The 25,234-nt window shown below is 63.9% G+C and carries 21 protein-coding genes; 15 read left to right on the plus strand and 6 right to left on the minus strand.

What is annotated here, in order from left to right:
• Window positions 1-45 precede the first annotated feature (45 nt).
• The 8 genes from J2W94_RS14775 (at window position 46) to J2W94_RS14810 (ending at window position 12,753) form a co-directional block, all read left to right on the plus strand.
• A complete protein-coding gene (locus J2W94_RS14775) occupies window positions 46-963 on the plus strand; it encodes an alpha/beta hydrolase (protein WP_310095018.1) in 918 nt (305 codons plus the stop codon).
• A 109-nt stretch (window positions 964-1,072) separates the two neighbouring features.
• Window positions 1,073-2,383: a sugar MFS transporter gene (locus J2W94_RS14780; RefSeq protein ID WP_310095022.1), complete on the plus strand. Its 1,311-nt coding sequence runs from the start codon at window positions 1,073-1,075 to the stop codon at window positions 2,381-2,383.
• Between the two features lie 605 nt (window positions 2,384-2,988).
• Complete coding sequence (locus tag J2W94_RS14785; RefSeq protein ID WP_310095025.1) at window positions 2,989-4,539, plus strand: alpha-N-arabinofuranosidase; 1,551 nt, start codon at window positions 2,989-2,991, stop codon at window positions 4,537-4,539.
• Between the two features lie 60 nt (window positions 4,540-4,599).
• Window positions 4,600-6,264: an alpha-L-fucosidase gene (locus J2W94_RS14790; RefSeq protein ID WP_310095028.1), complete on the plus strand. Its 1,665-nt coding sequence runs from the start codon at window positions 4,600-4,602 to the stop codon at window positions 6,262-6,264.
• Window positions 6,265-6,340: 76 nt separating this feature from the next.
• Entirely contained in the window at window positions 6,341-8,401 is a 2,061-nt protein-coding gene (locus J2W94_RS14795) for a beta-galactosidase (protein ID WP_310095032.1), read from the plus strand.
• Between the two features lies 1 nt (window position 8,402).
• Entirely contained in the window at window positions 8,403-10,007 is a 1,605-nt protein-coding gene (locus J2W94_RS14800; RefSeq protein WP_430540625.1) for a GH39 family glycosyl hydrolase, read from the plus strand.
• Window positions 10,008-10,112: 105 nt separating this feature from the next.
• The gene (locus tag J2W94_RS14805; RefSeq protein ID WP_310095035.1) at window positions 10,113-11,600 is read left to right on the plus strand and encodes a DUF1800 domain-containing protein; all 1,488 of its coding nucleotides are present in this window, start codon (window positions 10,113-10,115) and stop codon (window positions 11,598-11,600) included.
• A gap of 1 nt (window position 11,601) precedes the next feature.
• Window positions 11,602-12,753 carry a DUF1501 domain-containing protein gene (locus tag J2W94_RS14810; RefSeq protein ID WP_310095038.1) on the plus strand — a complete coding sequence of 384 codons (1,152 nt, stop codon included), beginning with the start codon at window positions 11,602-11,604 and terminating at the stop codon, window positions 12,751-12,753.
• A gap of 32 nt (window positions 12,754-12,785) precedes the next feature.
• On the opposite strand, the gene J2W94_RS14815 is transcribed toward J2W94_RS14810, so the two are convergent.
• Genes J2W94_RS14815 through ompR form a run of 3 tightly spaced genes read right to left on the minus strand, consistent with a single transcriptional unit; the run spans window position 12,786 to window position 15,729 of the window.
• Window positions 12,786-13,709, minus strand: coding sequence for an alpha/beta hydrolase (locus J2W94_RS14815; RefSeq protein WP_310095041.1), 924 nt, complete (start codon window positions 13,707-13,709; stop codon window positions 12,786-12,788).
• A gap of 38 nt (window positions 13,710-13,747) precedes the next feature.
• Complete coding sequence (locus J2W94_RS14820; RefSeq protein WP_310095043.1) at window positions 13,748-15,013, minus strand: ATP-binding protein; 1,266 nt, start codon at window positions 15,011-15,013, stop codon at window positions 13,748-13,750.
• On the minus strand, window positions 15,010-15,729 hold the full coding sequence (ompR, locus tag J2W94_RS14825; RefSeq protein WP_310095046.1) for a two-component system response regulator OmpR: 720 nt from the start codon (window positions 15,727-15,729) through the stop codon (window positions 15,010-15,012). The genes J2W94_RS14820 and ompR overlap by 4 nt, the downstream gene beginning before the upstream one ends.
• A 186-nt stretch (window positions 15,730-15,915) precedes the next feature.
• On the opposite strand from ompR, the gene J2W94_RS14830 reads away from it, so the two are divergent.
• The 3 genes from J2W94_RS14830 (at window position 15,916) to J2W94_RS14840 (ending at window position 17,789) form a co-directional block, all read left to right on the plus strand.
• Window positions 15,916-16,455 (plus strand): hypothetical protein, encoded by a 540-nt coding sequence (locus J2W94_RS14830; RefSeq protein WP_310095049.1) that lies wholly within the window; start codon window positions 15,916-15,918, stop codon window positions 16,453-16,455.
• A 104-nt stretch (window positions 16,456-16,559) separates the two neighbouring features.
• Window positions 16,560-16,844 (plus strand): hypothetical protein, encoded by a 285-nt coding sequence (locus J2W94_RS14835; RefSeq protein WP_310095052.1) that lies wholly within the window; start codon window positions 16,560-16,562, stop codon window positions 16,842-16,844.
• 9 nt (window positions 16,845-16,853) lie between these two features.
• Window positions 16,854-17,789, plus strand: coding sequence for a sterol desaturase family protein (locus J2W94_RS14840; RefSeq protein ID WP_310095055.1), 936 nt, complete (start codon window positions 16,854-16,856; stop codon window positions 17,787-17,789).
• A 46-nt stretch (window positions 17,790-17,835) separates the two neighbouring features.
• On the opposite strand, the gene J2W94_RS14845 is transcribed toward J2W94_RS14840, so the two are convergent.
• Both J2W94_RS14845 and J2W94_RS14850 read right to left on the minus strand, forming a co-directional pair.
• Window positions 17,836-17,970 carry a hypothetical protein gene (locus J2W94_RS14845; protein WP_310095058.1) on the minus strand — a complete coding sequence of 45 codons (135 nt, stop codon included), beginning with the start codon at window positions 17,968-17,970 and terminating at the stop codon, window positions 17,836-17,838.
• Window positions 17,971-18,028: 58 nt separating this feature from the next.
• Entirely contained in the window at window positions 18,029-18,520 is a 492-nt protein-coding gene (locus tag J2W94_RS14850) for a DUF2938 domain-containing protein (RefSeq protein ID WP_310095061.1), read from the minus strand.
• Between the two features lie 81 nt (window positions 18,521-18,601).
• On the opposite strand from J2W94_RS14850, the gene J2W94_RS14855 reads away from it, so the two are divergent.
• The 3 genes from J2W94_RS14855 (at window position 18,602) to J2W94_RS14865 (ending at window position 23,187) form a co-directional block, all read left to right on the plus strand.
• Entirely contained in the window at window positions 18,602-19,051 is a 450-nt protein-coding gene (locus tag J2W94_RS14855) for a helix-turn-helix domain-containing protein (protein ID WP_310095064.1), read from the plus strand.
• Window positions 19,052-19,286: 235 nt separating this feature from the next.
• On the plus strand, window positions 19,287-20,687 hold the full coding sequence (locus J2W94_RS14860) for a glycoside hydrolase family 27 protein (RefSeq protein WP_310095067.1): 1,401 nt from the start codon (window positions 19,287-19,289) through the stop codon (window positions 20,685-20,687).
• A 40-nt stretch (window positions 20,688-20,727) separates the two neighbouring features.
• Window positions 20,728-23,187: a glycoside hydrolase family 127 protein gene (locus tag J2W94_RS14865; protein WP_310095069.1), complete on the plus strand. Its 2,460-nt coding sequence runs from the start codon at window positions 20,728-20,730 to the stop codon at window positions 23,185-23,187.
• A 16-nt stretch (window positions 23,188-23,203) separates the two neighbouring features.
• Here the strand turns inward: J2W94_RS14865 and J2W94_RS14870 are convergent, their stop codons facing one another.
• Window positions 23,204-24,097: a LysR family transcriptional regulator gene (locus J2W94_RS14870; protein ID WP_310095071.1), complete on the minus strand. Its 894-nt coding sequence runs from the start codon at window positions 24,095-24,097 to the stop codon at window positions 23,204-23,206.
• 115 nt (window positions 24,098-24,212) lie between these two features.
• On the opposite strand from J2W94_RS14870, the gene J2W94_RS14875 reads away from it, so the two are divergent.
• Window positions 24,213-25,205 carry an aldo/keto reductase gene (locus tag J2W94_RS14875; protein ID WP_310095074.1) on the plus strand — a complete coding sequence of 331 codons (993 nt, stop codon included), beginning with the start codon at window positions 24,213-24,215 and terminating at the stop codon, window positions 25,203-25,205.
• Window positions 25,206-25,234 lie beyond the last annotated feature (29 nt).

Consider the following 25,234-nt stretch of genomic DNA (forward strand, 5'->3'; position numbering starts at 1 on the left):
TCCGATGGTCGCCGCCTGGAAGTTGGCCTTCGCACGGTACTGTCCATGAGGCTGATCGGCGCTTTGGCCTGTGTCTTCTTGCTCTCCATCGCCGGCGCTTCGTTCGGCCAGGACAAGGAGCAGGTCACTTCCGAACGGGCGCGCGCCAACTTCGCCCGGCCCATCGTGCTCGGCCCGGACGACGTGCGTGCGTTTGCCGATGCGCCGGCCGGTTTCAGGGACGTGCACGCCGGCGTTGCGCAGGGGCAAGTGGTGGAGTTGGCCTACGATTCGGGCATCACCGGTACGCTTCGGCGGGCGCAGATCTATCTGCCGGCGGGCTATTCGGCCGACCGGAAGTATCCGGTGCTCTACCTTCTGCACGGCATCGGCGGCAACCAGGACGAATGGCGGGGCTATGTGCGCGCCCATACGATCCTGGACAACCTCATCGCCGACGGTAAGGCCGTGCCGATGATCGTCGTCATGCCCAACGGCCGCGCGCTGCCGGACGACCGCAGTCCGCCGGAGGAGCGTGTCTTCACTCCGGGGAACGCGGCTGGGTTCGCTAAGTTCGAACACGACTTGCTGGATTTCCTCATACCTGCGGTGGAAGCGAAGTATTCGGCTTACGCCGACCGCGAACACCGGGCGATCGCCGGGCTCTCGATGGGCGGCGGACAGGCGCTGAACTTCGGCCTTAGCCATCCCGATGCGTTCGGCTGGGTCGGCGCCTTCTCGCCGGCGCCCAACACCCGGCCGCCCGCGGAATTGCTGCCCGATCCCGAAGCGGTGCGCGAGCGAGTCGCGTTGCTATACCTGTCGTGCGGCAACCGCGACGGATTGATCAACGTCTCCCAGGATCTGCATGCGTATCTGAAGCGGCACGGCGTCCCGCACGTTTGGAACGTCGACGACCACGGTCACGACGGCGACAGCTGGGCCAACAATCTCTACCACTTCGCACAGAGGATCTTCCGCTGATGCGGCGCGGATCGTTGGCGCACCGCCACCAGCGCAGCGATCCAATGTCGCGCGACCCACGCTTGCGTTCGGCCTTCGATGGCAGGGCATGACTCTAGGAGACAGATACGTGGCCTCACCCATAACGACGACCGCAACGTCCGCCGTACCGCCAGCGCAGGAGGGCGTGCGCTATGGTCCGGCCCTCACTCTGCTCGCCACACTGTTCTTCATGTGGGGTTTCATCACGGTCATCAACAACACGTTGCTGCCCCACCTGCGCAGCGTGTTCGAGCTCAGCTACACGCAGACGACCCTGATCGAATCGGTCTGGTTCATCGCCTATTTCGTCGCCTCCTTGCCCTCGGCGAAACTGATCGAACGGATCGGCTATCAGAAGTCGCTGGTCGCCGGCCTGGGCATCATGGCGCTGGGCGCGCTGGGCATGATTCTGGCGGCGCGCCTTCCCTCCTACGGGGTGACGCTGGCGGCGCTGTTCGTGATCGCCAGCGGCATCACTCTGCTGCAGGTGGCCGCTAACCCTTATGTCGCGGTGGTCGGCAAACCGGAAACCGCCTCCTCGCGGCTCAACCTGGTGCAGGCGTTCAATTCGCTCGGCACGACGCTCGCTCCGCTTTTCGGCGGCTACCTGATCCTGGGCCGTTCGGCGTCGGGCACGGCTGCGGCCGGCGCGGCCGCGATCACTCCCGCGCAGCGCCTGGCCGACGCGCAGTCGGTGCAGCTGCCTTATCTGATCGTCGCGGCCACGCTGGTGGTGCTCGCCATCGTCATTGCCCGCTTTCCGCTGCCCGCCATGGGCGCCGCGACCCAACGCGCGGCCAAGGAAGAACGCAAGCATCATTCGTTGTGGAAACATCGCAACCTGGTGCTGGGCGTGCCGGCGATCTTCATCTACCTGATCGCGGAAATCGGCGTCTCCAACCTCTTCATCAACTTCGTCTCCCAGCCGCGGATCGGCAACCTGACCCACGAGCAAGCGTCGCATTATCTGTTCCTACTGTGGGGCGGCATGATGGTCGGCCGCTTCTTCGGCAGCTTCGCGATGCGCGCCATCGCGCCCGAACGCGCGCTGGCGATCGCCAGCGTCGGCGCCTTCATCGTGGTGTTGGTCGCGGCATCGACCACCGGCCACCTGGCGATGTGGGCGCTGATCTCGGTGGGGCTGTTCCACTCGATCATGTTCCCCACGATTTTCACCCTAGGCATTCGCGGTCTTGGCCCGCTAACCGAGGAGGGATCGGGTCTGCTGATCATGGCGATCGCAGGCGGCGCATTGGTGGTGGTGCAGGGCTGGCTTGCCGACCGCTTCGGACTGCAGACCTCCTTCCTGCTGACGGCCGCCTGCGAGCTCTACGTGCTGTTCTATGCACTGTGGGGATCGAAGCCGACCCACCGTTTGCCCGACCATCGAATCGGCTGATTCGTACAAACACAGGTGCTTTAAAGATGAGACGCATGGCCGAAGTCGCCAGCTCGCTGTAATCCGCCTTGCCTGTAGGCTTGCGCTCTGTCGCCGCGAAGACCGCGCGACGCGCGTAAGGCGAGTCAAGAACCTCCCCAGGCAGATTAAATTTCAGATAGGGCGGGTTTTAACTCGCCTCCCTCGAATGTTGCGCTACAGCATAGTCATCGCGTGGCGCTTCGCTTCTTCGCCGCTAACGTGCGGCGCACGAGGCAGGCGCATCTGCGGTCCACTGCATCTATTCGTTTACGGAATGGCACCTGCTCAATACTTCATTTGTCGTGCAAGTGGGATTCGACGAAGCTTCGCACAGGCATGTGAACATCGCCGCTTCTATTGGTTTGTGGTCGGTAGTGCGGCTGATCGCGCCGCCGATTCGATACACCCGAAAACTCCGCTCGCTGATGGCTGCCAGAACGAAACGATTTGTGCTGGCGTTTGTCGCCTGTAGCGCTGATCGTCAATGCAGCAAACAGGAACAGTGAGAAACACCGGTGTTGATGCGTTTGCATCGCACCCGAAAGCGCTGCGATTCTTCCAACCGAAACAGGGGCAGACACGTGATGACCTGGACCATGCGCGGCCTGCGCAAGATGAGCCTGATGTTGTGCGCCGCCGCGATGGCTGCCAATGCCTACGCCCAGCAGCCTGTCGACGTTCGCCTGACGGTTACCGCTGAGGCCGCCGGGCCGCGGATTGAGCCGGCGGTGTACGGCCAGTTCGCCGAGCATCTGGGCGCCGGCATCTATGGAGGCCTGTGGGTCGGCCCGGATTCCGACATCCCCAACACGCGCGGCTGGCGCAACGATGTGGTCGGGGCGCTGCGCCATATCAAGGTGCCGGTGGTGCGCTGGCCCGGCGGCTGCTTCGCCGATGACTACTACTGGCGCGACGGCATCGGCGATCCGGACCAGCGCCCGGTGCGGTTGAACCGATGGTGGGGCGGCGTATCTGAGAACAACCGCGTCGGCACGCACGAGTTCATGGACTTGGTGGAACAGCTTGGAAGCGACGTATTCGTCTCCGGCAACATGGGGTCGATGACGCCGCGCGATATGAGCCAGTGGCTGGAGTACATGACGGCCGAAGGCAAATCGACGCTCACCGACGAGCGCAGGCGCAACGGTCGGGACAAGCCTTGGAAGGTGAAGTACTTCGGCCTGGGCAATGAAATGTGGGGCTGCGGCGGCAACATGCGGCCGGAGTACCAGGCCGACCTGCACAACCAGTACGCCACTTTCCTGTCGGGGTCGGTGCTGCGCGTGGCCTCCGGCGACGGTACGCAAAACGACCACCTGATCGAGATTCTGATGGAGCGTTCGCGCAAGCACATGGACGCGCTGACGCTGCACCAGTACACCATCCCCGGCGGTTGGGAGAGCAAGGGTCAGGCCACTGGCTTCGACGCGGAGCGCTGGGCCAAGACGCTCGATGCCGCGATGAGCATCGAGCAGCGCATCAAAGCCATCTCGGCCATCATGGACAAGCACGATCCCGACAAGCGCATCGCGCTTTACGTCGACGAGTGGGGCGCCTGGCACGACCCGGAGCCCGGCACCAACCCCGGCTTTCTGTATCAGCAGAACACCTTGCGCGACGCGTTGCTGGCCGCATTGTCGTTCAATGCGTTCCACCGCCACACCGACCGCGTGAAGATGACCAGCATCGCGCAAATGGTGAACGTGCTGCAGGCGATGGTGCTGACCGACGGCTCACGGATGCTGCTGACGCCGACTTACCACGTGTTCGATCTGTATCAGCCGTTCATGGGCGCGACACCGCTGAAGACTGCGATCCAGACGCCGAAGTGGCGGCAGGGCGATGTCGAACTTCCGGCGGTGGATATCACGGCGGCGCGCGCCGCCGACGGCACGGTCCACCTGGCACTGGTCAATCTCGATCCGGCGAGGCCGGCGCGCGTGACCACGAATCTGAAGACTGGCAAGCCGGTGCAAGGGCAGATCCTGACCGCTGCCGCGATGGACGCGCACAACACCTTCGAGCAGCCGCGCGAGCTCGTGCCAGCAACGTATACCGCGCAAGCCGGCGCGTCGGGACTTGCGCTGGAGCTGCCGCCGAAATCGATCGTCGTGGTTGAGGTGCCTGCACCGTAGATTTCTGTCGGCTAGGCAGGCCGAGATCGCCCAGCGGCAATACTTGGAAGAGAAACGTTCATGCAAGACGACAACGGATCCCGGAGTGCAGGCTGGACAAGGCGCTCGTTCCTCCAAACCTCGGCTTGGGCTGCGGCCGGCGCGCTGAGCCTGCCGCACGCGCGTGCCGCGTCCACGGCGTTCACGCCGTCATGGTCATCGCTGGTCGACAACTATCGGGTACCGGATTGGTTCCGCGACGCCAAGTTCGGCATCTGGGCGCACTGGAGTGCGCAGTGCGTACCCGAAGCGGGGGATTGGTATGCCCGCCACATGTACCTCCAGGGCCACCGCCACTACGACCATCATGTGCGGACTTACGGCCATCCCACCAAAGTCGGCTTCATGGAAATCCAGAACCGCTGGAAGGCGGAAAACTGGGACCCCGAGGCATTGATGGATCTGTACGTGAGCGCCGGCGCGCGCTACTTCGTCGCACTGGCCAATCATCACGACAACCAGGACTGCTACGACTCCAAACACCACGCTTGGAATACTGTCCGCGTGGGACCTAAGCGCGACATCGTCGGCACTTGGGCAAACCTCGCGCGTGCGCGCGGTTTGCGCTTCGGCGTGAGCAACCACTCGGCACACGCGTGGCACTGGTTTCAGACAGCATATGGTTACGACCCGGAAGGGCCTCTGGCCGGCCAGCGCTACGATGCATACCGGCTGACGAAAGCCGATGGCCGTGGCACTTGGTGGCAGGGGATGGACCCGCAGGCGCTCTACACCGGCCGCAACATCGTGATACCCGACGGCATCACCACCATCCGCACAGCCAACGAATGGCACGAGCAGAACGACCGTGTCTGGGACGAGAAAGCGCCACCGCAGAACCCCGCGTTCGCGCGTCAATGGTTCCTGCGCTGCCGCGACCTGATCGACAGCTACCGGCCGGACCTGGTCTATTTCGACAACTCCGGCCTGCCGCTGGGCCAGGCCGGGCTGGACATTGCCGCCCACTACTACAATGCCAGCATGGCCTGGCATGGCGGCAAGCTGGAGGCCGTGATCAACGCCAAGGTGCTGCCGGCCGAACGGCGCGCCGGCCTGGTGGAGGATGTGGAGCGGGGCTTCCGCGAAGGCATAGAGCCACTGCCCTGGCAGACCGACACCTGCCTGGGCGATTGGCACTACGACCGTTCGATCTTCGACAACCATCAGTACAAGTCGGCGACGATGGTGATCCATCGCCTGTGCGACATCGTTTCCAAGAACGGCAACCTGCTGCTGTCCGTACCGGTGCGCGGCGATGGCACGATCGACGCGGACGAGCGCAAGATTCTCGGTGAGATCGCTACCTGGATGGGGCGCAACAGCGAAGCGATCCACGGTACGCGGCCTTGGCGCACCTTCGGCGAAGGGCCGACGCGCGTGGCGGGCGGCATGTTCAGCGAGCACGCGTCGCAGCCTTTCACTGCCGAGGACATCCGCTTCACTAGCAAGCAGGGTGCGCTGTACGTCATCGCGCTCGGCTGGCCCACCAGCGGCGTGCTGCGCATCGCCGCGCTCGCGGAGGACTCGGCGCTGGCGCCGGGGACGATCGAACGCGTCGAGGCGTTGGGCGCCACCGATAGTCTGCCGTTCACGCGCAGTCGCAAAGGTCTGGAGGTGCGTTTGCCGGAGGGGCTGGCCGGCGCGATCGCGGTTGCGCTGAAGATAAGCGGCGCCGGACTTGCTTGAAGACCGCTGCCATGACCACGAGCGCACGCATCATGCGGGTGATGATCGAACGAACCAACCGCATAGGCATGAGCGAATGAGATCGAAACTCGCAAAACTGGCCGTCGCATGCGTCGTCGCCGGAAGCTTCTTGTGTCACGGCCTGGCGCGGGCGCAGAGCGCAGAAGGCCGCAGCGACTGGCCGGGCGCCGGCCAACTCTTCGTCGGCACCAACTACCAGTCGGTGGATCGCAGTAACGAGCAGATCGAGCGCGACATCGCGCGGATGAAGCAGGCCGGGTTTAAGGTCGTGCGCGTGGGCGACCTGTCCTGGGACCACTTCGAGCCCGCCGAGGGCAAGTTCGACTTCAAGACCTTCGACTGGATGATGGACGAGATGCATGCCGCCGGCCTCAAGGTCATCCTCGACATCCCAGGCCAGCCAGCACCGATTTGGCTGCACCACAAGTATCCAGGCGTCGATATCGTCACCCAGAATGGCGTGCAGCTCGACCCTGCCGAGCGCTACATGGACGACATCAGCGACCCCGACTACAAACGCCTGCTTGCGCGCATGGCCGACATGCTGACCAAGCGCTACGCCAAGCATCCGGCGCTGTTCGCGATAGGCTACAACAATGAGATCGGCAACGGCTTTATCTCGTACTCCGAAGCGGACCGTCTGCGCTTCATCGGCTGGCTGAAGAAAAAGTACGGCAGCATCGAGACCCTGAATAAGGCCTGGGCCACGCAGCGCTGGTCGCGCCACCTCAACACCTGGGACGAGGTCCGGCTGCCGTACGCGGACGGTCCCGGACCCTTCGAGCGCCAGCTCGATCTGCGGCGCTACTGGTCCGACGTGACCATCGGAACGCTCAGGGAGTTGGAAGCGATCCGCAGGAGAAATGCACCCGACAAGCCGGCCATCTCCAACCTCTGGGATAGCGCCGGGCGCAAGGGCTTCGACTATCTGTCCACTTACCGCGACTACGTGAGCTACGGCGCGATGGGCTTCTATCCCGGCGAGCCGCTTGGCGCTGCTTTCGAGGCGACGATGATGAAAGGCGGCCTGTCGACGCCGATTTGGTTCAACGAATTCACCGCGGGCGGCGGCGGTTATTACGGCACCAAGGGCCGCGCGCGCATGTGGGCGCACTTCGGATTGCTGATCGGCGCGCAGGCGGCATTGGCGTGGACTTACCATAGCCACCACGGCGGTGAGGAGCAGGCGCTGTTCGGTTTGATCGATCATGACGACCGGCCGTCTTGGAAGCTCGATGAATTCGCCACCATCGCCCAGGATTTCTCCAAGCTGGAGAAACTGGGTTTTCCGCGGATGGGCCAACCGAAAGTGGCGATCGCCTATGCGTTCGACAACGTCATCGCCTCCGAACCGAAGGGGCCGTCGAACACGGTCAAGCAATACATCAATACCCCGTACCTGAAGCAGGCGCACAACGCCTACGAGCCGCTGTTCAAGGACAACATCGACATCGCCGTCATCAACATCGGCCACGAGGACCTCAGCCGATACTCGCTGGTCATCGTGCCGGGCCTGTACCTGCTGGACAAGGCGGCGGCCGACAACCTGCGCAGATTCGTCGCTGAAGGCGGTACCGTCATCATGACCGCGTATTCGGCCAAGGTTAATGAGCACAACCAGTGGTTCGACACCTCGCTGCCGGGGCGGCTGACCGACGTCTTCGGCCTGCGTACCAACGAGTTCTACAACACCGGCGAGGTGATGACCAAGATCGGTGGCAAGGAGATCAAGGGCGATATCGGTTACTACGAGGTGCTGGAGCCCTCTACTGCCGAGGTGCTGGCGCGCTTCACCAATGTCGAAGGCAAGACGCCGTCGATCACGTTGAACAAATTCGGCAAGGGGCGTGCGATCTATGTCGGTACGCCGGCGCAGCCGCAGATCATGGGGCCGCTATACCGGCAGCTTTACGCAAGTCTGGGAATAGAGCCAGGGCCGAAGACTCCGGACGGTGTCTCCGCGCGCTTGGTCGAAGGCAGGGTGCTCTATGTCAACGCTACCGGAGAACCAAAGGGCATCGCGATCGACGGTACGATGACCGGTGTACTTTCCGGCAAGCGCTGGACAGGCGAGCTTCGTCTTGAATCGTTTGGCGTGGACTTACTGGAGAAGTGAGATGTTTGCATTCTTGTTGAATCTACGGCGCGTCAGCTTGCCGCTGATGGCCTGGGCAGCGGCTGCTGTCAGCGTCGCGCCCGGTGCGGTCAGCGCCGCCGAGGCTCCCCCACGCGAGATCACGATCGACCTCGCGCGAGCCGAACGGCCGCTGGACCGGCTCTTCGACCTGTCTATCGGCTCGGATTTTCCGGGCACGTTGATACGCTCCGACAGCCAAGCCCAGTTGAAGGTCGCCGTCGATGAGCTGGGCTTCCGCTACATTCGATTCCACGACATCTTCCACGATGTGCTGGGCACCGTCCGGGTCGTCGACGGTCGTACCGTGTACGACTGGACCAAGATCGATCAACTCTACGACGACCTGCTGTCGAAAGGGATCAGGCCGTTCATCGAGCTCGGATTCACACCCAGCGCGATGGCCACGTCCAAGCAGACCATCTTCTACTGGAAAGGCAATACGTCCCATCCGAAGCTGGAGCCGTGGCGCGATCTCGTCGATGCGTTCGTTCGCCACCTACGCGATCGCTACGGAGTGGCGGAGGTGCGGCACTGGTACTTCGAGGTCTGGAACGAGCCGAATCTCGACGGATTCTGGGAGCGGGCCGACCAACAGGCTTACTTCCAGCTCTACGACGTCACCGCCAGAGCAATCAAGGCGATCGATTCCACGCTGCAGGTCGGCGGCCCATCGACCGCGGGCGCTGCATGGGTCCCGGAATTTCTCGAGCATGCGCATAAGAACGGCGTGCCGGTGGATTTCGTGACTACCCACGCTTATGGCGTCGACGGTGGTTTCCTGGACGAGAAAGGCGAGGCAGACACCAAGCTTTCTCCTTCTCAGGACGCCATCACCGGCGACGTGCGCAGGGTCAGGGAACAGATCAGCGCATCGCCGTTCCCGTCGCTGCCGCTTTACTTCACGGAGTGGAGCACGAGCTACACGCCGCGCGACGCCGTGCACGACTCGTATATCAGCGCGCCGTACATCCTCAGCAAGCTCAAGGCGACGCAGGGGCTGGTGCAGGGCATGAGCTACTGGGCTTACACCGATCTGTTCGAGGAGCCGGGTCCGCCGCCCACTCCGTTTCACGGCGGCTTTGGGCTGCTCAATCGCGAAGGCATCCGCAAGCCGGCGTTCTTCGCTTACAAATATCTGCACGCGCTGCGCGGCAAGGAGATTCCATCCTCCGATGCTGAGTCGCTGCTGGCGACGGAGGGTTCCAACGCTTCGGCATTGCTCTGGAGTTGGGAACAGCCTCAGCAGAACGTCAGCAATCGCCCGTTCTACACCAAGCTCGTTCCCGCTTCGCCGGTATCCGCGGCGCGGCTGACCTTCAAACACCTCACCGAGGGCACGTACCGGCTTCAGGTCAAGCGCACCGGGTTTCGTGCCAACGACGCGTACTCGGCCTATATCGAGATGGGGGCGCCCGCTTCCTTGAGCGCCAGTCAGCTCGGCAAGTTGCGCGACCTGACGCGCGACTTTCCGGAGACCGATCGCAGGATCAAGGTCGGACCTGCTGGAGAGCACACGTTAGAAGTTCCGATGCGCAGCAACGATGTCGTGCTTGTAACGCTGACGTCGGAGCCGGACGAGCGCTGATGTTTGCGTGCCGAACGCCCCACTGGGCCTCGCCTACAGCCGACCCGTGTCAACCGTTCTAGTTCCGGAGCGTTAAGCAGATGAGCCGATATTTCGGAGCACTGCATGCCTCCCCCACGGACCGCTTCCGTTCTCAACAGATTCGGGTTGGGAGCCAAACCCGGCGAAATTGAAAGCGTTCGCAATCCGCGTGCGTGGCTGCTGGAACAGTTGGAAGCACGCGGATCGCTGCCTTCGGCAATGAGGGGGCTGCCCTCGAGTCTTGACTACTTGCAGCGCGAGATCGCCTACAACCGGGAACGCCTGATGGAGCGTCGGTCGCGGCGGACGAAGGAGCCACAGGAAAAATTGGCCGTCGATGGGATGGCGATGGCAGAGGGAGGGCAGGATGCCGTCGACAAATTCAAGACGAGCTTCCGCAAAAGTTTCGGCCAGGACCTGCTGGCCGAGATAGGCGCGCGTTATCGCGTGGCCACGACCACCGACGCCGGCTTCAACGAACGCCTGGTCCATTTCTGGTCCAACCATTTCGCAATCTCCGCCGACAAGCGCCAAGCCTCGCTGTATGCCGCGCCGATGGAACGCGAGGCGATCAGACCCCACATCTTCGGACGCTTCGAAGACCTGCTGCTGGCCGCGGAAACGCACCCCGGCATGTTGCGCTATCTCGACAATGCGCAATCGGTGGGAGAAGGCTCGATGTTCGCCGCACGCGGCGAGCGACGGCGACGCAAGCGGCAAGGCGAGGGCGCGCCCAAGCGCAAGCTCGGCCTCAACGAGAACCTGGCGCGCGAGATCCTGGAACTGCACACGCTTGGCGTGGACGGCGGCTACACGCAAACAGACGTCACCGAACTCGCGCGCGCCATCACCGGTTGGGGCACGCCGCTGGCGCGCGATTTCAGCGCCGGCCAGACCGTAGACTCCGCCTTCGTTTTCCGGGCCACCGCGCACGAACCGGGACCGCGCACCGTGCTGGGCACACGCTATGCAGAAGGCGGTATCGAACAAGGCCGCGCCATTCTTGCCGATCTGGCGCGGCGTCCGGCCACGGCGAAGCATTTGTCGTTGAAACTGGCGCGGCATTTTGTCGCCGACGTTCCGCCGCCGGTCCTGGTCGAACGCATGACGGCGGCTTATCTCAGCAGCGGCGGCGACTTGAGTAAGGTGTATCGCGTTCTGATCGAAAGCGATCTCGCCTGGGGCGTTGACGCGCGCAAGTTCAAGACGCCCGACGATTTCCTGGTGTCGGCGATGCGCGGAAGCGGAATCGACGCCGGTGTCAGACCCGACGCCGTAGTGGCTTTGCTGCGCCAACTCGGGCAACCGCCGTTTACCCCTCGCTCGCCCGCTGGTTTCGCCGATACCGCCGCCGATTGGACCGGGCCGGACGCGCTGTGGAAGCGCGTGCAGGCAGCACAGGCCTTGGCGCAACGCGTACCGGAGCAACGGCTGGATCCCTTGCGCCTGGCGAGCGATGCGTTCGGCGACGCGCTCGATACCGAAACAGTTACCGCACTCAGACGCGCCGAATCGGCGCGCGACGGCGTGGCCCTGCTGTTCGCCAGCCCCGCCTTCCAGTGGAGAACCTGACATGAGCATGACCCGACGCCAGTTCGTCGCCGCGCTTGGGGCCAGTTCGTTGCTGACGCTCTGGCCGGGCACGAACGCGCTCGCTTCCGGCAGCGATACGCGCATGCTGGTGGTACTGCTGCGCGGCGGTCTGGATGGCCTGCATGCGCTGCCGCCGGTCGCCGATCCGGCCTACGTCCGTCTGCGGGGCGCGCTGGCGCCCGACGATCCGCTCAAGCTCGACGGCAGCTTCGCGCTGCATCCATCGCTTAAGTTCATGCACCAGCTCTACGCCGACAAGCAGCTGCTGCCGGTGCTGGCGGTGGCGCCGCCCTATCGGCAGCGTTCGCATTTCGAGGCGCAGGACTGCCTTGAGAACGGCACCGCCAAACCGGGCGGAAGTACCGGTTGGCTCAACCGCTGCGTGGCGGCGTTGCCGGGCTCGGACGGTCTGGCGATCGCCACGGTGATGCCGTTGATCCTGCGCGGAGAGGGCGAAGCCACCACCTGGTCGCCGCCGCTGCCGCAGGAAGTGAATCCGATCCTGCTGCAGAGTTTGCAGCCGCTTTATGCCGCCGATCCAGTTCTGGCGGAAGCGTTTTCGCGCGCCATCGAGACCGAAGCTGCGGGCGAGATGGCCATGCAAGGTAAAGGAGGCAAGCGTGCGGGCGTGCAGTTGCCGCAGACCATGGCGGCCGCGGCGCGTTTCATGAGCAAAGCGGAGGGGCCGCGGATCGGTTTTGTCGAAGACTCCGGCTGGGACACGCACGGCAATCAGGCCGGCGTGCTGGCACGCAAGCTGAGCGAGCTGGACAATGCGTTGCGCGCCTATCGCGACGGGATGGCGGCGCGATGGGAGCGCACCACGGTGCTGGTGGTGACCGAATTCGGCCGCACCGCTGCGGTCAATGGCACCGGCGGTACCGATCATGGCACCGGCGGCGTGGCGTTTCTGCTCGGCGGAGGCGTTCGTGGCGGCCGTATCGCCGGCGACTGGCCCGGACTGAATGCGCGTGATCTCAACGAGGGCCGCGATCTGCGTGCCACCACCGATCTTCGTGCGCTGTTCAAGGGCGTACTGGCGAAGCAGCTACAGTTGTCCGAGTCTGTTCTGGACACACGCGTGTTCCCTGATAGCCGGGACGTGAAACCGCTGGACGGATTGCTCGTCTGAGATGGACGTCGGGGTTGCACCCCCCAAGAGTTTTACTGAACCAGCGAGCGGATAAATCCGGCCACCGCCTCGGTATATGCCGACGGCACGCCTAGCTCGCGGTTGATCTCCGCATGCGACATTGGCTCAGGCAGTACTTCCATGCGCACGCCAAGTTGTGCGGCTTTTTGCGCCAGTTTTCGGCCTTCTTCGCAGGGCGATGCCGGAAACCGGCGCTCGCTGGAACAGACAATCAACATCGGCAACGCGGCGCGGTCCAATTGGTGCTGCGGCGAAGTGGCGACCCAGTAGTTCTTGTCGTCGCCGAAGGCGTCGCGGTACAGCTTCGGCAAGCGCGGCATGCCCATCAGCGCCGGCACATCCAACGCGCCGCTGTCCAGCGAAATCACGCCGAGCGGACGTCGCGCGCCGGCATCGGCAAGCCTCTTCGGATCGGCGCCGAGCAGCGCGACCAGATGCGCGCCTGCCGAGTGGCCGACCAATACGAAACGCTTGGGGTCCAGGTTCCATTCGCCCGCGCCGTGCTGCGCCGCGGCCACCGCCTGCGCCACGTCACGAGCTTGTTGCTGCGGCGCCGCCTTGGGCAGCATGCGGTAGTTGGCGGAGATCACCGCGTAACCGTTCGCCAGCCAGAAGTCGATCTTGTTCTCGATGCCTGGATTGGTCTTGTCGCCGTTGGCCCAGCCGCCACCATGGACGAAGAAGAACACCGGCGCGCGCTGGACGCCCTTGGGCAGGTAGACATCGAAGCGCTGCGCCGGATCGGTACCGTAGGCGACATTGCGCACGGCCTTGGCACCGGCGGGAAGCGCGACCGCGCGTTCGCGCTTGCTGGCTTCACGCAGTTGCGCCAGGCGTTCGAGCCGGTCCGGCGCGGGTGACGCTTTCGCGTCGAAGCGCACCGCCGCCAGTAGCAGGCATAGACAAAGCAGCGTGCCATGGATCTTCCCATTCATAGCGATTCCTTACCTGTTCGATCAAAAAAGTTCTGCGCTCACGCGCCACGCAATACCAGCATTGCGCGCAGTCCCTGCGGCGCATTGGCGATCAGCCGCAACTCGCCGCGATGCTGATGCGCGACACGTTCGACGATGGCCAGCCCAAGCCCGCTGCCTCCAGTCTCGCCTGCATGCACGAAGGGCTGGCGCACCCGCTCGACGGCTTCCGCCGAAAGGCCTTGGCCCTGGTCCGACACCTCGATCTCCCACGCGTCGCCCTGGCGCTCGAGCTTCAGCGCGAACGGAAACGCGCCATGCCGCTGCGCGTTGACCAGCAGGTTCTCCACGGCGCGCAGCAAGGCCATCGGCTTGCCGTGCATCAGTGCGGAATCGGGCAGGGATACCCGCCAGCCCGGATCGGCGGCGGCCAATGCATTGCGGCAGATCTCCGTCAGGTCCAGCGCTTCGCTGGGCTCGTCGCGACCATCGCGCGCATAGGCGATGAACTGGGTGAGGATGGCGTCTATTTCGCCGATGTCGCGATCGATGCCGGCGCGCAGGTCCGGATCGGTTTGCGGCAGCAGCTCCAACGCGAACTGCACGCGCGTCAGCGGCGTGCGCAGGTCGTGCGAGATGCCGGCGAGCATGAACGCGCGTTCTTCGGCGGCGGTGCGTACGTCGTTGCTGGAACGCGTGAGCGCCTGCGCCAGTTCCACCACTTCGCGAGGACCGGAGTCCAGGCCTTGCGGCGGATCGCCACGCACTATCCCGGGCGCCGCTTGCGCCAGACGGCGCAACGGCAGTACCAGCCGCCGCGCGAAGTAGGCGGCGGCCAGCCACACCAGCAGCACGCAACCGGCCAACATCAGCAACGAGAAGCGGCGTACGCCTTGGCCGCGTCGCTCCAGCGCGAACGACACCCAGATCGGTTCGCGGGTGGCCAGCTTCAGCCAGAACACGTTGCGTCCCTGCTGGCGTCCCAGGCGGATTTCGCGGCCGGGACCGAGTTGGGTGACGGAACGCTCGCGCAGCTCGCGCAGAAATGGCGCGATCCGCGGCCGTCGCTCTGGCGGTGGCGTCTGCCGTACTTCCAGCCCTGCTGCACGAAGCTGTTGCACGACTTTCGTGCTGCCTTCGGACTGATCGAGTTCCTCTACCACACTGGCGAAACCATCCATCGCCTGCAGCAATTGTTCGCTGGCCGGCCGCATGGCCAGTTCGCGACCCAGCAGCAAGGCCAGCAAGCCAGACCCCAACAACACCAGCGCGATGACCAGCGCCAGCTGCCCGAATACGCTGCTCGGCAGCAGTCGCCACTTCATGCGGATTCTCCAGGCGGCACGTACACGTATCCCACGCCCCACACCGTCTGCAGCAGGCGCGGGGAATGTGGATCTTCTTCCAGCAGTTTGCGCAGGCGCGCGATGGATACATCGATGCTGCGTTCGAAGGCGTCATGTTCGCGACCGCGCGCCAGGCTCATCAGACGATCGCGGCTGAGCGGCTGGCGTGGATGCCGCAACAGCACCGATAGCACCGCGAACTCGCCGGAGGTGAGTTTCAACGCGGCGCCCTCGCGGGTGAGCTCGCGCCTTCCCAGATCGAGCTTGAAAGGACCGAATGCGATCTCTCCCCCTTCCGCATGCGGCGCACCCACGGCCGGTTGAACGCGCCGTAGTACCGAGCGGATGCGCGCCAGCAGTTCGCGCGGATTGACCGGCTTGGGCAGATAGTCGTCAGCACCTATCTCCAGGCCGACGATGCGGTCGATCTCGTCGCCCTTGGCGGTGAGCATGACGATGGGCGTCGTGTCGCCCTGACCGCGCAGGCGTCTGCAGATATCCAGCCCGTTTTCTCCTGGCAGCATCAGGTCCAGCACGATCAGGTCGTAGTGGCCGCGATCCAGCGCCTGTCGCATCTGCACCGCATCGCCCACGCCCTTGACGGCGAACCCCTGAGTTTCCAGATAACGCACCAGCAGCTCGCGCAGGCGCACATCGTCGTCGACCAAGAGCAGGCGAGCAGTGGTTTCATCCATGCCGACACTATCGCCGGTGCCGGCCCTGACCGGCAAACGCCTGCAGGCGCGATTTGTAAGCAGATATTTCCGGATGGCTTATCCGAAACATCCGCTCGCAATGACGAAACACCTGCCGCGCCGCGCCGCCCTACTGTGTCCCCACCGCGATGCATCCCGTGTCGCGCTACCCACAGGAGACACCCCATGAGCATCCCGAAACTCCCCTTGCTGTTGGCCGCGCTGACCTTGTCCGGCGCCTTCGCCACCATTGCGGTAGACGTCGAAGCGCGTGAGCGCACCCGCAGCCGTACCGCCGGCAACGTCGACGGCGTGCGTAGCGCTGCGGTCAACGCCAGTGGCAGCGGCGCCAATGGCAGCTACGCGCGCGGCCGCCAGTGGCAGGCCGACGGTCAGGGCAACGCCTCCGGTTCCAGCGGCGGCACGGTCGATGGCGTCAACGGCGGCTCGGCCAGCCGCCAGGGCGGCTTCTACCGCAATGCCGACGGCAGCGCCGGCCGCCAGGGCAGCGCCTCGGCCACCGGGCCGAACGGCGGCAGCGCTTCCACCTCCGGCGGTGTGACCCGGGACGCCAACGGCAATGTCGTCGGCGGCCGCTCGACCACCGCGACGGGCCAGAACGGCAACAGCTACGACGGCTCTACCACGGTCTCCGACGGCAACGTCACCCATACCGGCACCTGCACCAATGCGGCCGGAGAAGTCATTCCCTGCCGCGGGGACTGATCCGCTTGCTTGATCGCTCCTTCCCCTTGGCGTTGCGAAGCCAATTCCGTGTTCCCCCCTCGTACGGCTTCGCAACGCTTTTTTCTCCAACATCGAGTAAAGCCATGAACATTCCTCGCCTATCGAAGACCGCCGCCGCTGCATTGATCCTGTTTTCCGGCATCGCCTGCGCGCAGCAATCCATTTCCGACGAACAGAAGCAGGCCGCGCTCGAACGCCTGCAGGGCGCCGATGCCAACAAGGACGGCTTCATCGACAAGACAGAAGCCGAAGCCAAACTTCCACGCGTGGCGAAGAACTTCGACAAGCTGGATTCCAACCGTGACGGCAGATTGTCCCCCGAGGAATTCAGGGCAATGGCGTCGAAGTTCGCCAGCCGCAGCCGCTGAGTCATGGCGATGGAGTTCAACCGCCAATGGTTGCTGCTGCCGGCGCTGTCTCTGGTGCTGGTCGCGGCGATCGAAGGCTGGGTGTTGATGCGCCGCGGCCACGACTACGACTGGAAGGGCTTCTGGGCCTCGCTGGGCGACGTGTTGGGACGTGGCGTATTCAACCTGCTGATCCAGGGCGGAGTGGTGGGGGTAGTTCTTTATGGCATCTGGAACTTCCGTATCGCCACGATCGCCATGGACCAGTGGTGGCATTGGGTGCTGCTCTTCGTCGGGCAGGAGTTCTGCTATTACTGGATGCATCGCGCCGACCATCGCGTGCGCTGGTTCTGGCTCAACCATTCGGTGCATCACTCCTCCAATCAGTACAACTTCTCGGCCGCCTACCGCCTGGGCTGGACCGGCAAGCTGATCGGTGCGGCGATCTTCTTCGGGCCGCTGGTGTGGATGGGCTTTCCGGTGCCGTACGTGATCGGCGCGCTGGCGGTGAACCTGCTCTACCAGTTCTGGCTGCATACCGAACTCATCGGCAAGCTGCCGCGCCCCATCGAGTTCGTGTTCAACACCCCGGCGCACCATCGCGTGCACCACGCCAGCAATCCGGCGTATATCGATTGCAACTACGGCGGCGCGCTGATCGTGTTCGATCGGTTGTTCGGTACTTTCCGCCGCCAACGGGAGGAAGAACCTCCGCGCTACGGCCTGACCAAGCCATTACGCACCTACAACCCGATACGCATCGCGTTCCATGCTTGGATAGAAATGCTCCACGACCTGAAGTGCGCGCGCGACTGGAAGGAGCGGGGGAGAGTGGTACTCGGACCACCGGAGTACAAGCCCCCAAGAGCACTTTTCCAACAGCACCGACTAGCGCAGGCAAGCCCTGACGGACGTAGATTCGATGACCTGAATGCGCGATCGGAAGACGATAAGAACCTAGGTTAACCGGTCAGACGGACAACCAGTCGGCGTACCCGAGGCGCAAGGAGGGTCACTGCGACAAAGGCCACGGGCCAGGTCGTCGCCCCTGGGTAGTCGCCAGAACGAAGGCGGAGACGATGGCGACCATGGCGGCCGAGAGAAGAGCGCCGAAGAGGATCGGAGCGAAACGAGCGGGAATGCGCATTGGATTGTCCTGTTGGAAATGGTTGGGTGAATGAATGCGCGATTGCGATGGACCGCGATCATGGCGCGCATAGCGAACCGACAATCCAGCCCGCTGCGTAGAGGCCGAGGCCGAAAATCGTGTGGGTGACGAGGCTTTGAAATCGAGTGGCGGCAGGGCGCGGGGTGCGGCTTCCGGCGATGCCGGCGCCCATGCCCGGTTGCATCGCGAGAAACGGCGCCGCGATGGTGCCGATCCCCACGGCTAGCGCGGGGCCGATCGAGGGGTGACGAATCCATGCGAGCCCACAGAGGCCAAGCAGCACCGCCGCAAACGCAATGCCGATCAGGTAGTGCGCAGTCCAGCCGATGAGAGCTTCGCCCTTCACGGGTAGCGCGGCCTTGATGGAATCATGGCGAAAGCGCCCTCGCGGCATATGGGCCAGCCAGCGGCCCACCAGCGCATAGTCCGGTGGAGGGATGTCGAACAGGCGCCTGCGCGCGATCGCCCAAAGATCCACCGCCATCGTCGCCATCGCTCCGATGAGAAGGGTGCATATCGAATAGACCAAGACCGCCTCCAATCGCTTGCCTTTAGCCGGCACAGGCAACACAGTGCCACTTCAAGTCGACTTGAGGTCAAGGGGTGGGAGGTGGACATTGCCGAGGTAGCGAAACGGTCCGGGGTTCCCGCCTCGACGCTTCGTTTCTATGACGAAAAAGGCTTGATCGTCTCGGTCGGCAGGCGTGGCCTTCGTCGCCTGTTCGACGCCGGCGTGCTGGAACGGCTGGCGTTGATCGCACTGGGGCGAGCTGCCGGTTTCTCGCTCGATGAAATCGGGCGCATGTTCGCGCCCAATGGCGGTCCGCAGATCGATCGTGACACGCTCGCAACCAAGGCGAAGGAACTGGACGAGACGATTCGCAGATTGGGCGCCATGCGCGATGGCTTGCGGCACGCCGCCGTCTGCCCCGCGCCCAGCCACTTGGAATGCCCGACGTTCCGTCGCTTGTTGTTGGGAGCTGCGGCTAGAACCAGCGATGAGAAAAGGAAGAAAAAGTCATCGGCACCGCGCCGGTCCGGCAATCCGCTGCAGAGGTGACTGGCTGGAACGTGAAGAGACCTTGCGAGCCCTGGTGATGGGGCAGTCGATTCGTTCGATCGCCGCCTCGCCGACGTACTCGCGTTACCGCAAGATCCATGTCAGCTTGGCATGGCAGCGGCCAATCTTTTCATTGGACCCACGGTCGCCGTCCGTCCTAACCTGCCCACAGGACGCGGCCCAACGCGTCTTCCGTGGCTGCTGTCCGGGCCGCCCAGAGGTACGGGAGTGGTCCATGCGTCAATCGAACTTTCTGCGACGTCTAAGCATCTTGCTGCTCACCGGCAGTCTGTCCGTGGCGACTGTCGCGGCAATCGCCGCGCCGCCAGCGAACGATTTCCATCAATGGGCCGCCACGCCACCGATGGGCTGGAATAGCTGGGATGCCTTCGGCACCACGGTGACCGAAACGCAGATCAAGCAGCAGGCCGACTTCATGGCGGCCAAGCTCAAGGCGCACGGCTGGCAATACATCACGGTGGATATCCAGTGGTACCAGCCCACCTCCAAGGGTCACAGTTACGAAGAAGGCGCCATCCTGACCATGGACGGCTTCAGCCGCCTGGTGCCGGCGCCGGAGAAGTTTCCCTCGGCCGCCGGCGACCAGGGCTTCAAGCCGCTGGCCGACTACGTGCATGGCAAGGGGCTGAAGTTCGGCATTCACATGATGCGCGGCATTCCGCGCCAGGCGGTCAAGCGGAACACGCCGATCCTGGGCACTGACCTGCGCGCCGCGGACATCGCCGATATCAATAGCATCTGCACCTGGAATCCGGACATGTATGGCGTGGACATGTCCAAACCGTGTGCGCAGGCCTACTACGATTCGCTGATGCAACAGCTGGCCGATTGGGGCGTGGACTTCGTCAAAGTCGATGACCTCAGTCGCCCTTACGATCAAAACCGGGCCGAAATCGAGGCCATCCGCAAGGCGATCGACAAGACCGGCCGGCCCATCGTGTTCAGCACCTCGCCGGGCGAGACTGCTTTGTCCGCCGGCGCGCACGTCAACCAGCATGCCAACATGTGGCGGATCAGCGACGATTTCTGGGATCGCTGGGACTTGCTGCTGGCTCAGTTCAAGCGCTTGCACGACTGGACGCCGTACCGGATCGCCGGCGCTTGGCCGGATGCGGACATGTTGCCGCTGGGCATCGTCGCGTTCGACCGCCCAACCAAGTTCACCCGCGACGAGCAGATCACGCTGATGACCTTGTGGAGCATCGCGCGCTCGCCGCTGATCCACGGCGGCGACATGACCCGTACCGATCCGTTCACGCTGTCCTTGCTCAACAACGACGAGGTGCTCGCCGTCAATCAACACAGCGCGCACAACCGCCAGCTGTTCCGCACCGACGACGGACTGATCGCCTGGGTCGCCGATGCGGCGGACGGAAGGTCCAAATACTTGGCGGTGTTCGATACCCGCGATGCTGCCGCAGCAGCAGCCGGCACTCGCCCGATTCCGGTAGAGCTGGCCACGCTCGGACTGCAAGGACAGGTGCAGGTGCGGGACCTGTGGAGCCATGCGCAGTTGAAGCCGGTTAGCGGCACTTTCAAGCCGCAGGTCGCAGCGCACGGCGCGCGTCTGTTCCGTCTCACTCCCAGCACTGGCTCGTCGACGTCAAAGCCGTGACGATGTCGCCTCGTCACCGTCCATTGCACATCGATCCCTCATGAGCATCGACTACGCCAACGGACTCAGTCGACGCAGCTTCGTCAAATCCCTGGCCTTGGCCGCGGCCGTGCCGCGTCTTGCATGGGCTAGTAGCGCCGCCACCGTCGGAACCGGCGCTACCCGCATGTTCGCGCTTGCCGATATCCATCTCGGCGAAGGCGTGTTCGCCCACTCCCATGCGCTCAATCGTCGCTATCTGGCCGCGCTGGCGGTGGACCGCTTGGTCGCGCCTTATCGGATCGAAGCGGCGTTGGCGCCGCGCGCATCCAAGTACCCCAACTGGGAGTCGATGGGTCTGGACGGGCATACGGCCGGGCACTACTTGTCGGCCTTGGCCCAGGAAACCGCTCAGGGCGACGACGAACTGCGTCGACGACTCGACTACATGGTGGCGGAACTGGCCGCTTGCCAGCAGGCCAACGGCGACGGTTATGTGGGCGCCGTCCCGAATGGTCGCGAGTTGTGGAATAGCGTCGCGGCGGGCACGGTCGATGCCAGCTCTTTTTCGCTGGGCAATGCCTGGGTGCCGTTCTACAACCTGCACAAGATGTTCGCCGGCCTACGCGATGCCTGGCTCTATGCGGGCAACCGCCAGGCCCGCGAGATGCTGATCGCCTTCGCCGGTTGGGCCGATCGCCTGGTGGCCGGACTCGACGAACCGCGGATGCAGGCGCTGCTCGCCACCGAACATGGCGGCATGAACGAGGTGCTGGCCGACGTCTACGCCATCACCGGCGACCGGCGCTATCTGGCCTTGGCCCGGCGCTTCTCCCATCGCGCCCTGCTCGAGCCGCTGCTGCGCCGCGAAGACACGCTGGACGGTCTGCATGCCAATACCCAGATTCCCAAAGTCATCGGCTTTGCCCGCATCGGCGAACTGGACAACGATCAGGCCTGGATCGACGCGGCCGCCTTCTTCTGGGAGACGGTCACCCGGCGGCGCAGCATCGCCTTCGGCGGCAACAGCGTGCGCGAGCATTTCAATCCCGTCGGCGACTTCAGCGCGATGGTGGGATCGCCGGAAGGGCCTGAGACTTGCAACAGCTACAACATGTTGCGGCTGAGCACGCAGCTGTATCGGCTGGATCCGCAGCCGCGCTACGCCGATTTCTACGAGCGCACGCTTTTCAACCACATTCTCTCCAGCCAGCATCCGCAGCACGGTGGCCTGGTCTACTTCACCCCGATCCGTCCACGCCATTACCGGGTCTATTCGCAACCGCAGGAATGCTTCTGGTGCTGCGTCGGCACCGGCATCGAGAACCACGGTCGCCATGGTTCGTTCGCCTACGCCCATGACGCGCACTCGCTGACCGTCAACTTGTACATGGCTTCACAATTGCAATGGCGCGAGCGCAACTTGGTATTGCGCCAGGACACGCGTTTCCCGGACGAGGAATCGAGCCGGTTGTCCTTGCAGCTGCGCAAGCCGCAACGCTTCCGCCTGCGTCTGCGCCACCCGCACTGGTTGGAAGGACCGTTCAACGTACGCGTCAACGGCAAGCACTGGCCGCTGCAGTCGACGCCTTCCTCTTATGCCAGCATCGAGCGCGAGTGGGTCAACGGGGATACCGTCGAGATCGACTTGCCCATGCGTACCCGCGCCGAAGGATTGCCGGACGGTTCGGACTACGTGGCATTGATGCATGGCCCGATCGTGCTGGCCGCCCGCACCGGTACCGAGAACCTGGACGGATTGATCGCCGACGATGGCCGCGGTAGCCACGTCGCCCCGGGCCCGTACCTGCCATTGGACCGTGCGCCGATGCTGGTCGGCGATCGGAAAGCGCTGGCTACGCGGATCAGGCCGGTACCGGGACGCCCGCTCACCTTCGAGGCCGGTGGACTGATCCGACCTACCGCGTTCAACGCACTCCAGTTGGAGCCGCTGTTCCGTGTGCATGACGCGCGCTACGTCGTGTACTGGCGTACCGCCACTGCCTCCGCTTATCCCGCCGTGGTCCGCCAGATCGAGGCCGACGAACGTCAGCGACAGGCGCTGGAGGACCGCACTCTGGACCAGGTGGTTCCTGGCGAACAGCAGCCCGAGATCGACCATCAGTATCAGGGCGAGGGCAGCAGCACCGGCACCCGCATGGGGCGCCACTGGCGCGATACCGGCAAGTGGATTTCCTATCGGCTGAAAGCACGGGACGGCACCGATCCAACGACCGGCCTCGAGCTGATGCTTAGCTTCTACGGCGGAGACCACAACGGGGGCTTCGATCTGTTGGTCGAGGGACGTCGCCTGACGACGATCAGGCTGCAGGGCGATGCGAAGGACGCGTTCGTCGAGCGCAAGATCGCGTTGCCTGAGGACCTCGCTCAAGCCGCTGTTCGGCGAGGCGTCACGATCAAGTTGGTCGCCGCCGCCGAACGGCGAACCAGTGCCTTGTTCGGTCTGCGACTTCTGCGTATCGAAACGACGGCAGACCTTAGGCGACCACAGACGAACTAGATCTGTCCGTAGTAGGTCATGCCCGATAACGCAGAGCGTCGACCAGCAGGGAAAACGCCGGCGAGTGCTGGCGGCGGCTGGGATAGTAGAGGTGGTAGCCGGCAAACAGCGGACACCAGTCGTCCAGCACTTGTCGCAATCTTCCGGCCGCGATGTCGGCTTCGACCATATCCTCCGGCAGGTAGGCAAGCCCGAAGCCGGCGCGCACGGCGGTGAGGATCTGCGCGATGCCGTTGAAGGTGAGGCGTCCTTCGACCCGCACATTGAGCACGGAATCGCCTTTCTCGAACTCCCACGTATACAGCCCGCCATGGGTCAGGAAGCGGATGTTGATGCAGTCGTGATGGGTAAGGTCGCGCGGCGTCCCGACCGCAGGCCGCGAATCCAGATAGGCGGGCGTGCCGACCACTACCAGGCGCATCGGTGGCCCGATCGGCACGGCCACCATGTCCTTGGCTATCGATTCGCCCAGGCGGATCCCGGCGTCGAAGCGTTCGGCCACGATGTCGGTCAGCCTCGCATCGGTGACCACTTCGACGCTGACATCCGGGTACTCCGGCAGGAATTTTTCCAGCACTGGCCATAGCAGGGTGATGGCGGCGTGTTCGCTGGTGGTGATCCGTATGGTGCCGCTGGGCTTGTCGCGCAGTTCTCCCAGCGCGGCCACGGCCACATCGATGTCCTGGAAGTGCGGCCCGAGTTCGCGCGACAGGCGCTCGCCTGCTTCGGTGGGGGAAACGTTGCGGGTGGTGCGGGTAAGAAGGCGCAGGCCCAGCCGTTTTTCGAGCGAGTGGATGGTGTGGCTGAGAGCGGACTGCGACACGCCGAGTTGCGCTGCGGCGCGGGTGAAGCTGCGCTCGCGAGCTACCGCGAGAAACGCGAGCAAGTCGTTGTAGTTCTCGCGCGCCATCGGATCGATCGACCGAATTGATGAGCAGGAAGCATAAGTCCATTCGAATTGTCCTGTCTAATCAAGTCAGGAGCGCCGAGCCAGACTTGTTCCCTGATCCGACAGGAGCAAAGAAATGAAAAAGCGCGCCTTGGGCAACAGCGGCCTGGAAGTCTCGGCCCTCGGACTCGGATGCATGGGTCTGAGCTACGGCTACGGACCGGCGACCGACAAGCAGCAAGCGATCGACCTTATCCGTTCCGCCTACGAACTGGGCGTCACCTTTTTCGACACGGCCGAGGTCTATGGTCCTTTCGCGAACGAAGAACTCGTGGGCGAAGCCCTCACTCCATTCCGCGAGCAGGTGGTCATCGCCACCAAGTTCGGTTTCGATATCGATCCGGCCGATGGCAAACAACGCGGCCTGGATAGTCGACCGGAGCATATCAAGCAGGTCGCCGAAGCATCGCTCAAGCGACTGAAAACCGACTTTATCGATTTGTTCTACCAGCACCGGGTCGATCCGAACGTGCCGATCGAAGACGTGGCAGGCGCAGTCAAGGAATTGATCGCCGAAGGCAAGGTCCGGCACTTCGGCCTGTCCGAGCCCGGTGCGCAGACCATCCGGCGTGCCCATGCGGTCCAGCCGATCACGGCGGTGCAAAGCGAATACTCCCTGTGGTGGCGGCAACCGGAGGAGGAAATCCTGCCGACGCTAGAGGAACTCGGCATCGGCTTCGTGCCCTTCAGTCCTTTGGGCAAAGGCTTCCTGACCGGCGCCATCAGCGCGGACACGACCTTCGACAGTTCCGACTTCCGCAACGTCGTTCCGCGTTTCTCTACAGAATCCCGCAAGGCCAACCAAGCTCTTGTGGACCTTATCGGGCAGATCGCCAAGGAAAAAGAGGTGACGCCAGCGCAGATCGCGCTCGCCTGGCTGTTGGCCTGCAAGCCGTGGATCGTTCCGATTCCGGGCACCACCAAGCTGCATCGCCTGAAGGAGAACGTGGGCGGAGCGGAAGTGCAGCTGACAGCCGATGAACTCCGCGAAATCGAGACCGCCCTATCGAGCATCAAGGTCGAGGGCGATCGCTATCCGCCGCACCTGGCGGGGTTGGTGGGCCGCTAACCGCCAACGCTCCGCAAACAAACCCGCCC

Source organism: Pseudoxanthomonas sacheonensis, from assembly GCF_031455975.1.
Lineage (GTDB): Bacteria > Pseudomonadota > Gammaproteobacteria > Xanthomonadales > Xanthomonadaceae > Pseudoxanthomonas_A > Pseudoxanthomonas_A sacheonensis_A.

Coding starts and splice junctions, on each gene's coding strand:
- J2W94_RS14775 (WP_310095018.1), top strand. CDS start 46: ATGAGGCTGATCGGCGCTTTGGCCTGTGTCTTCTTGCTCTCCATCGCC.
- J2W94_RS14785 (WP_310095025.1), top strand. CDS start 2,989: ATGACCTGGACCATGCGCGGCCTGCGCAAGATGAGCCTGATGTTGTGC.
- J2W94_RS14790 (WP_310095028.1), top strand. CDS start 4,600: ATGCAAGACGACAACGGATCCCGGAGTGCAGGCTGGACAAGGCGCTCG.
- J2W94_RS14795 (WP_310095032.1), top strand. CDS start 6,341: ATGAGATCGAAACTCGCAAAACTGGCCGTCGCATGCGTCGTCGCCGGA.
- J2W94_RS14800 (WP_430540625.1), top strand. CDS start 8,403: ATGTTTGCATTCTTGTTGAATCTACGGCGCGTCAGCTTGCCGCTGATG.
- J2W94_RS14805 (WP_310095035.1), top strand. CDS start 10,113: ATGCCTCCCCCACGGACCGCTTCCGTTCTCAACAGATTCGGGTTGGGA.
- J2W94_RS14810 (WP_310095038.1), top strand. CDS start 11,602: ATGAGCATGACCCGACGCCAGTTCGTCGCCGCGCTTGGGGCCAGTTCG.
- J2W94_RS14815 (WP_310095041.1), bottom strand. CDS start 13,709: ATGAATGGGAAGATCCATGGCACGCTGCTTTGTCTATGCCTGCTACTG.
- J2W94_RS14820 (WP_310095043.1), bottom strand. CDS start 15,013: ATGAAGTGGCGACTGCTGCCGAGCAGCGTATTCGGGCAGCTGGCGCTG.
- ompR (WP_310095046.1), bottom strand. CDS start 15,729: ATGGATGAAACCACTGCTCGCCTGCTCTTGGTCGACGACGATGTGCGC.
- J2W94_RS14830 (WP_310095049.1), top strand. CDS start 15,916: ATGAGCATCCCGAAACTCCCCTTGCTGTTGGCCGCGCTGACCTTGTCC.
- J2W94_RS14835 (WP_310095052.1), top strand. CDS start 16,560: ATGAACATTCCTCGCCTATCGAAGACCGCCGCCGCTGCATTGATCCTG.
- J2W94_RS14840 (WP_310095055.1), top strand. CDS start 16,854: ATGGAGTTCAACCGCCAATGGTTGCTGCTGCCGGCGCTGTCTCTGGTG.
- J2W94_RS14845 (WP_310095058.1), bottom strand. CDS start 17,970: ATGCGCATTCCCGCTCGTTTCGCTCCGATCCTCTTCGGCGCTCTTCTC.
- J2W94_RS14860 (WP_310095067.1), top strand. CDS start 19,287: ATGCGTCAATCGAACTTTCTGCGACGTCTAAGCATCTTGCTGCTCACC.
- J2W94_RS14865 (WP_310095069.1), top strand. CDS start 20,728: ATGAGCATCGACTACGCCAACGGACTCAGTCGACGCAGCTTCGTCAAA.
- J2W94_RS14870 (WP_310095071.1), bottom strand. CDS start 24,097: ATGGCGCGCGAGAACTACAACGACTTGCTCGCGTTTCTCGCGGTAGCT.
- J2W94_RS14875 (WP_310095074.1), top strand. CDS start 24,213: ATGAAAAAGCGCGCCTTGGGCAACAGCGGCCTGGAAGTCTCGGCCCTC.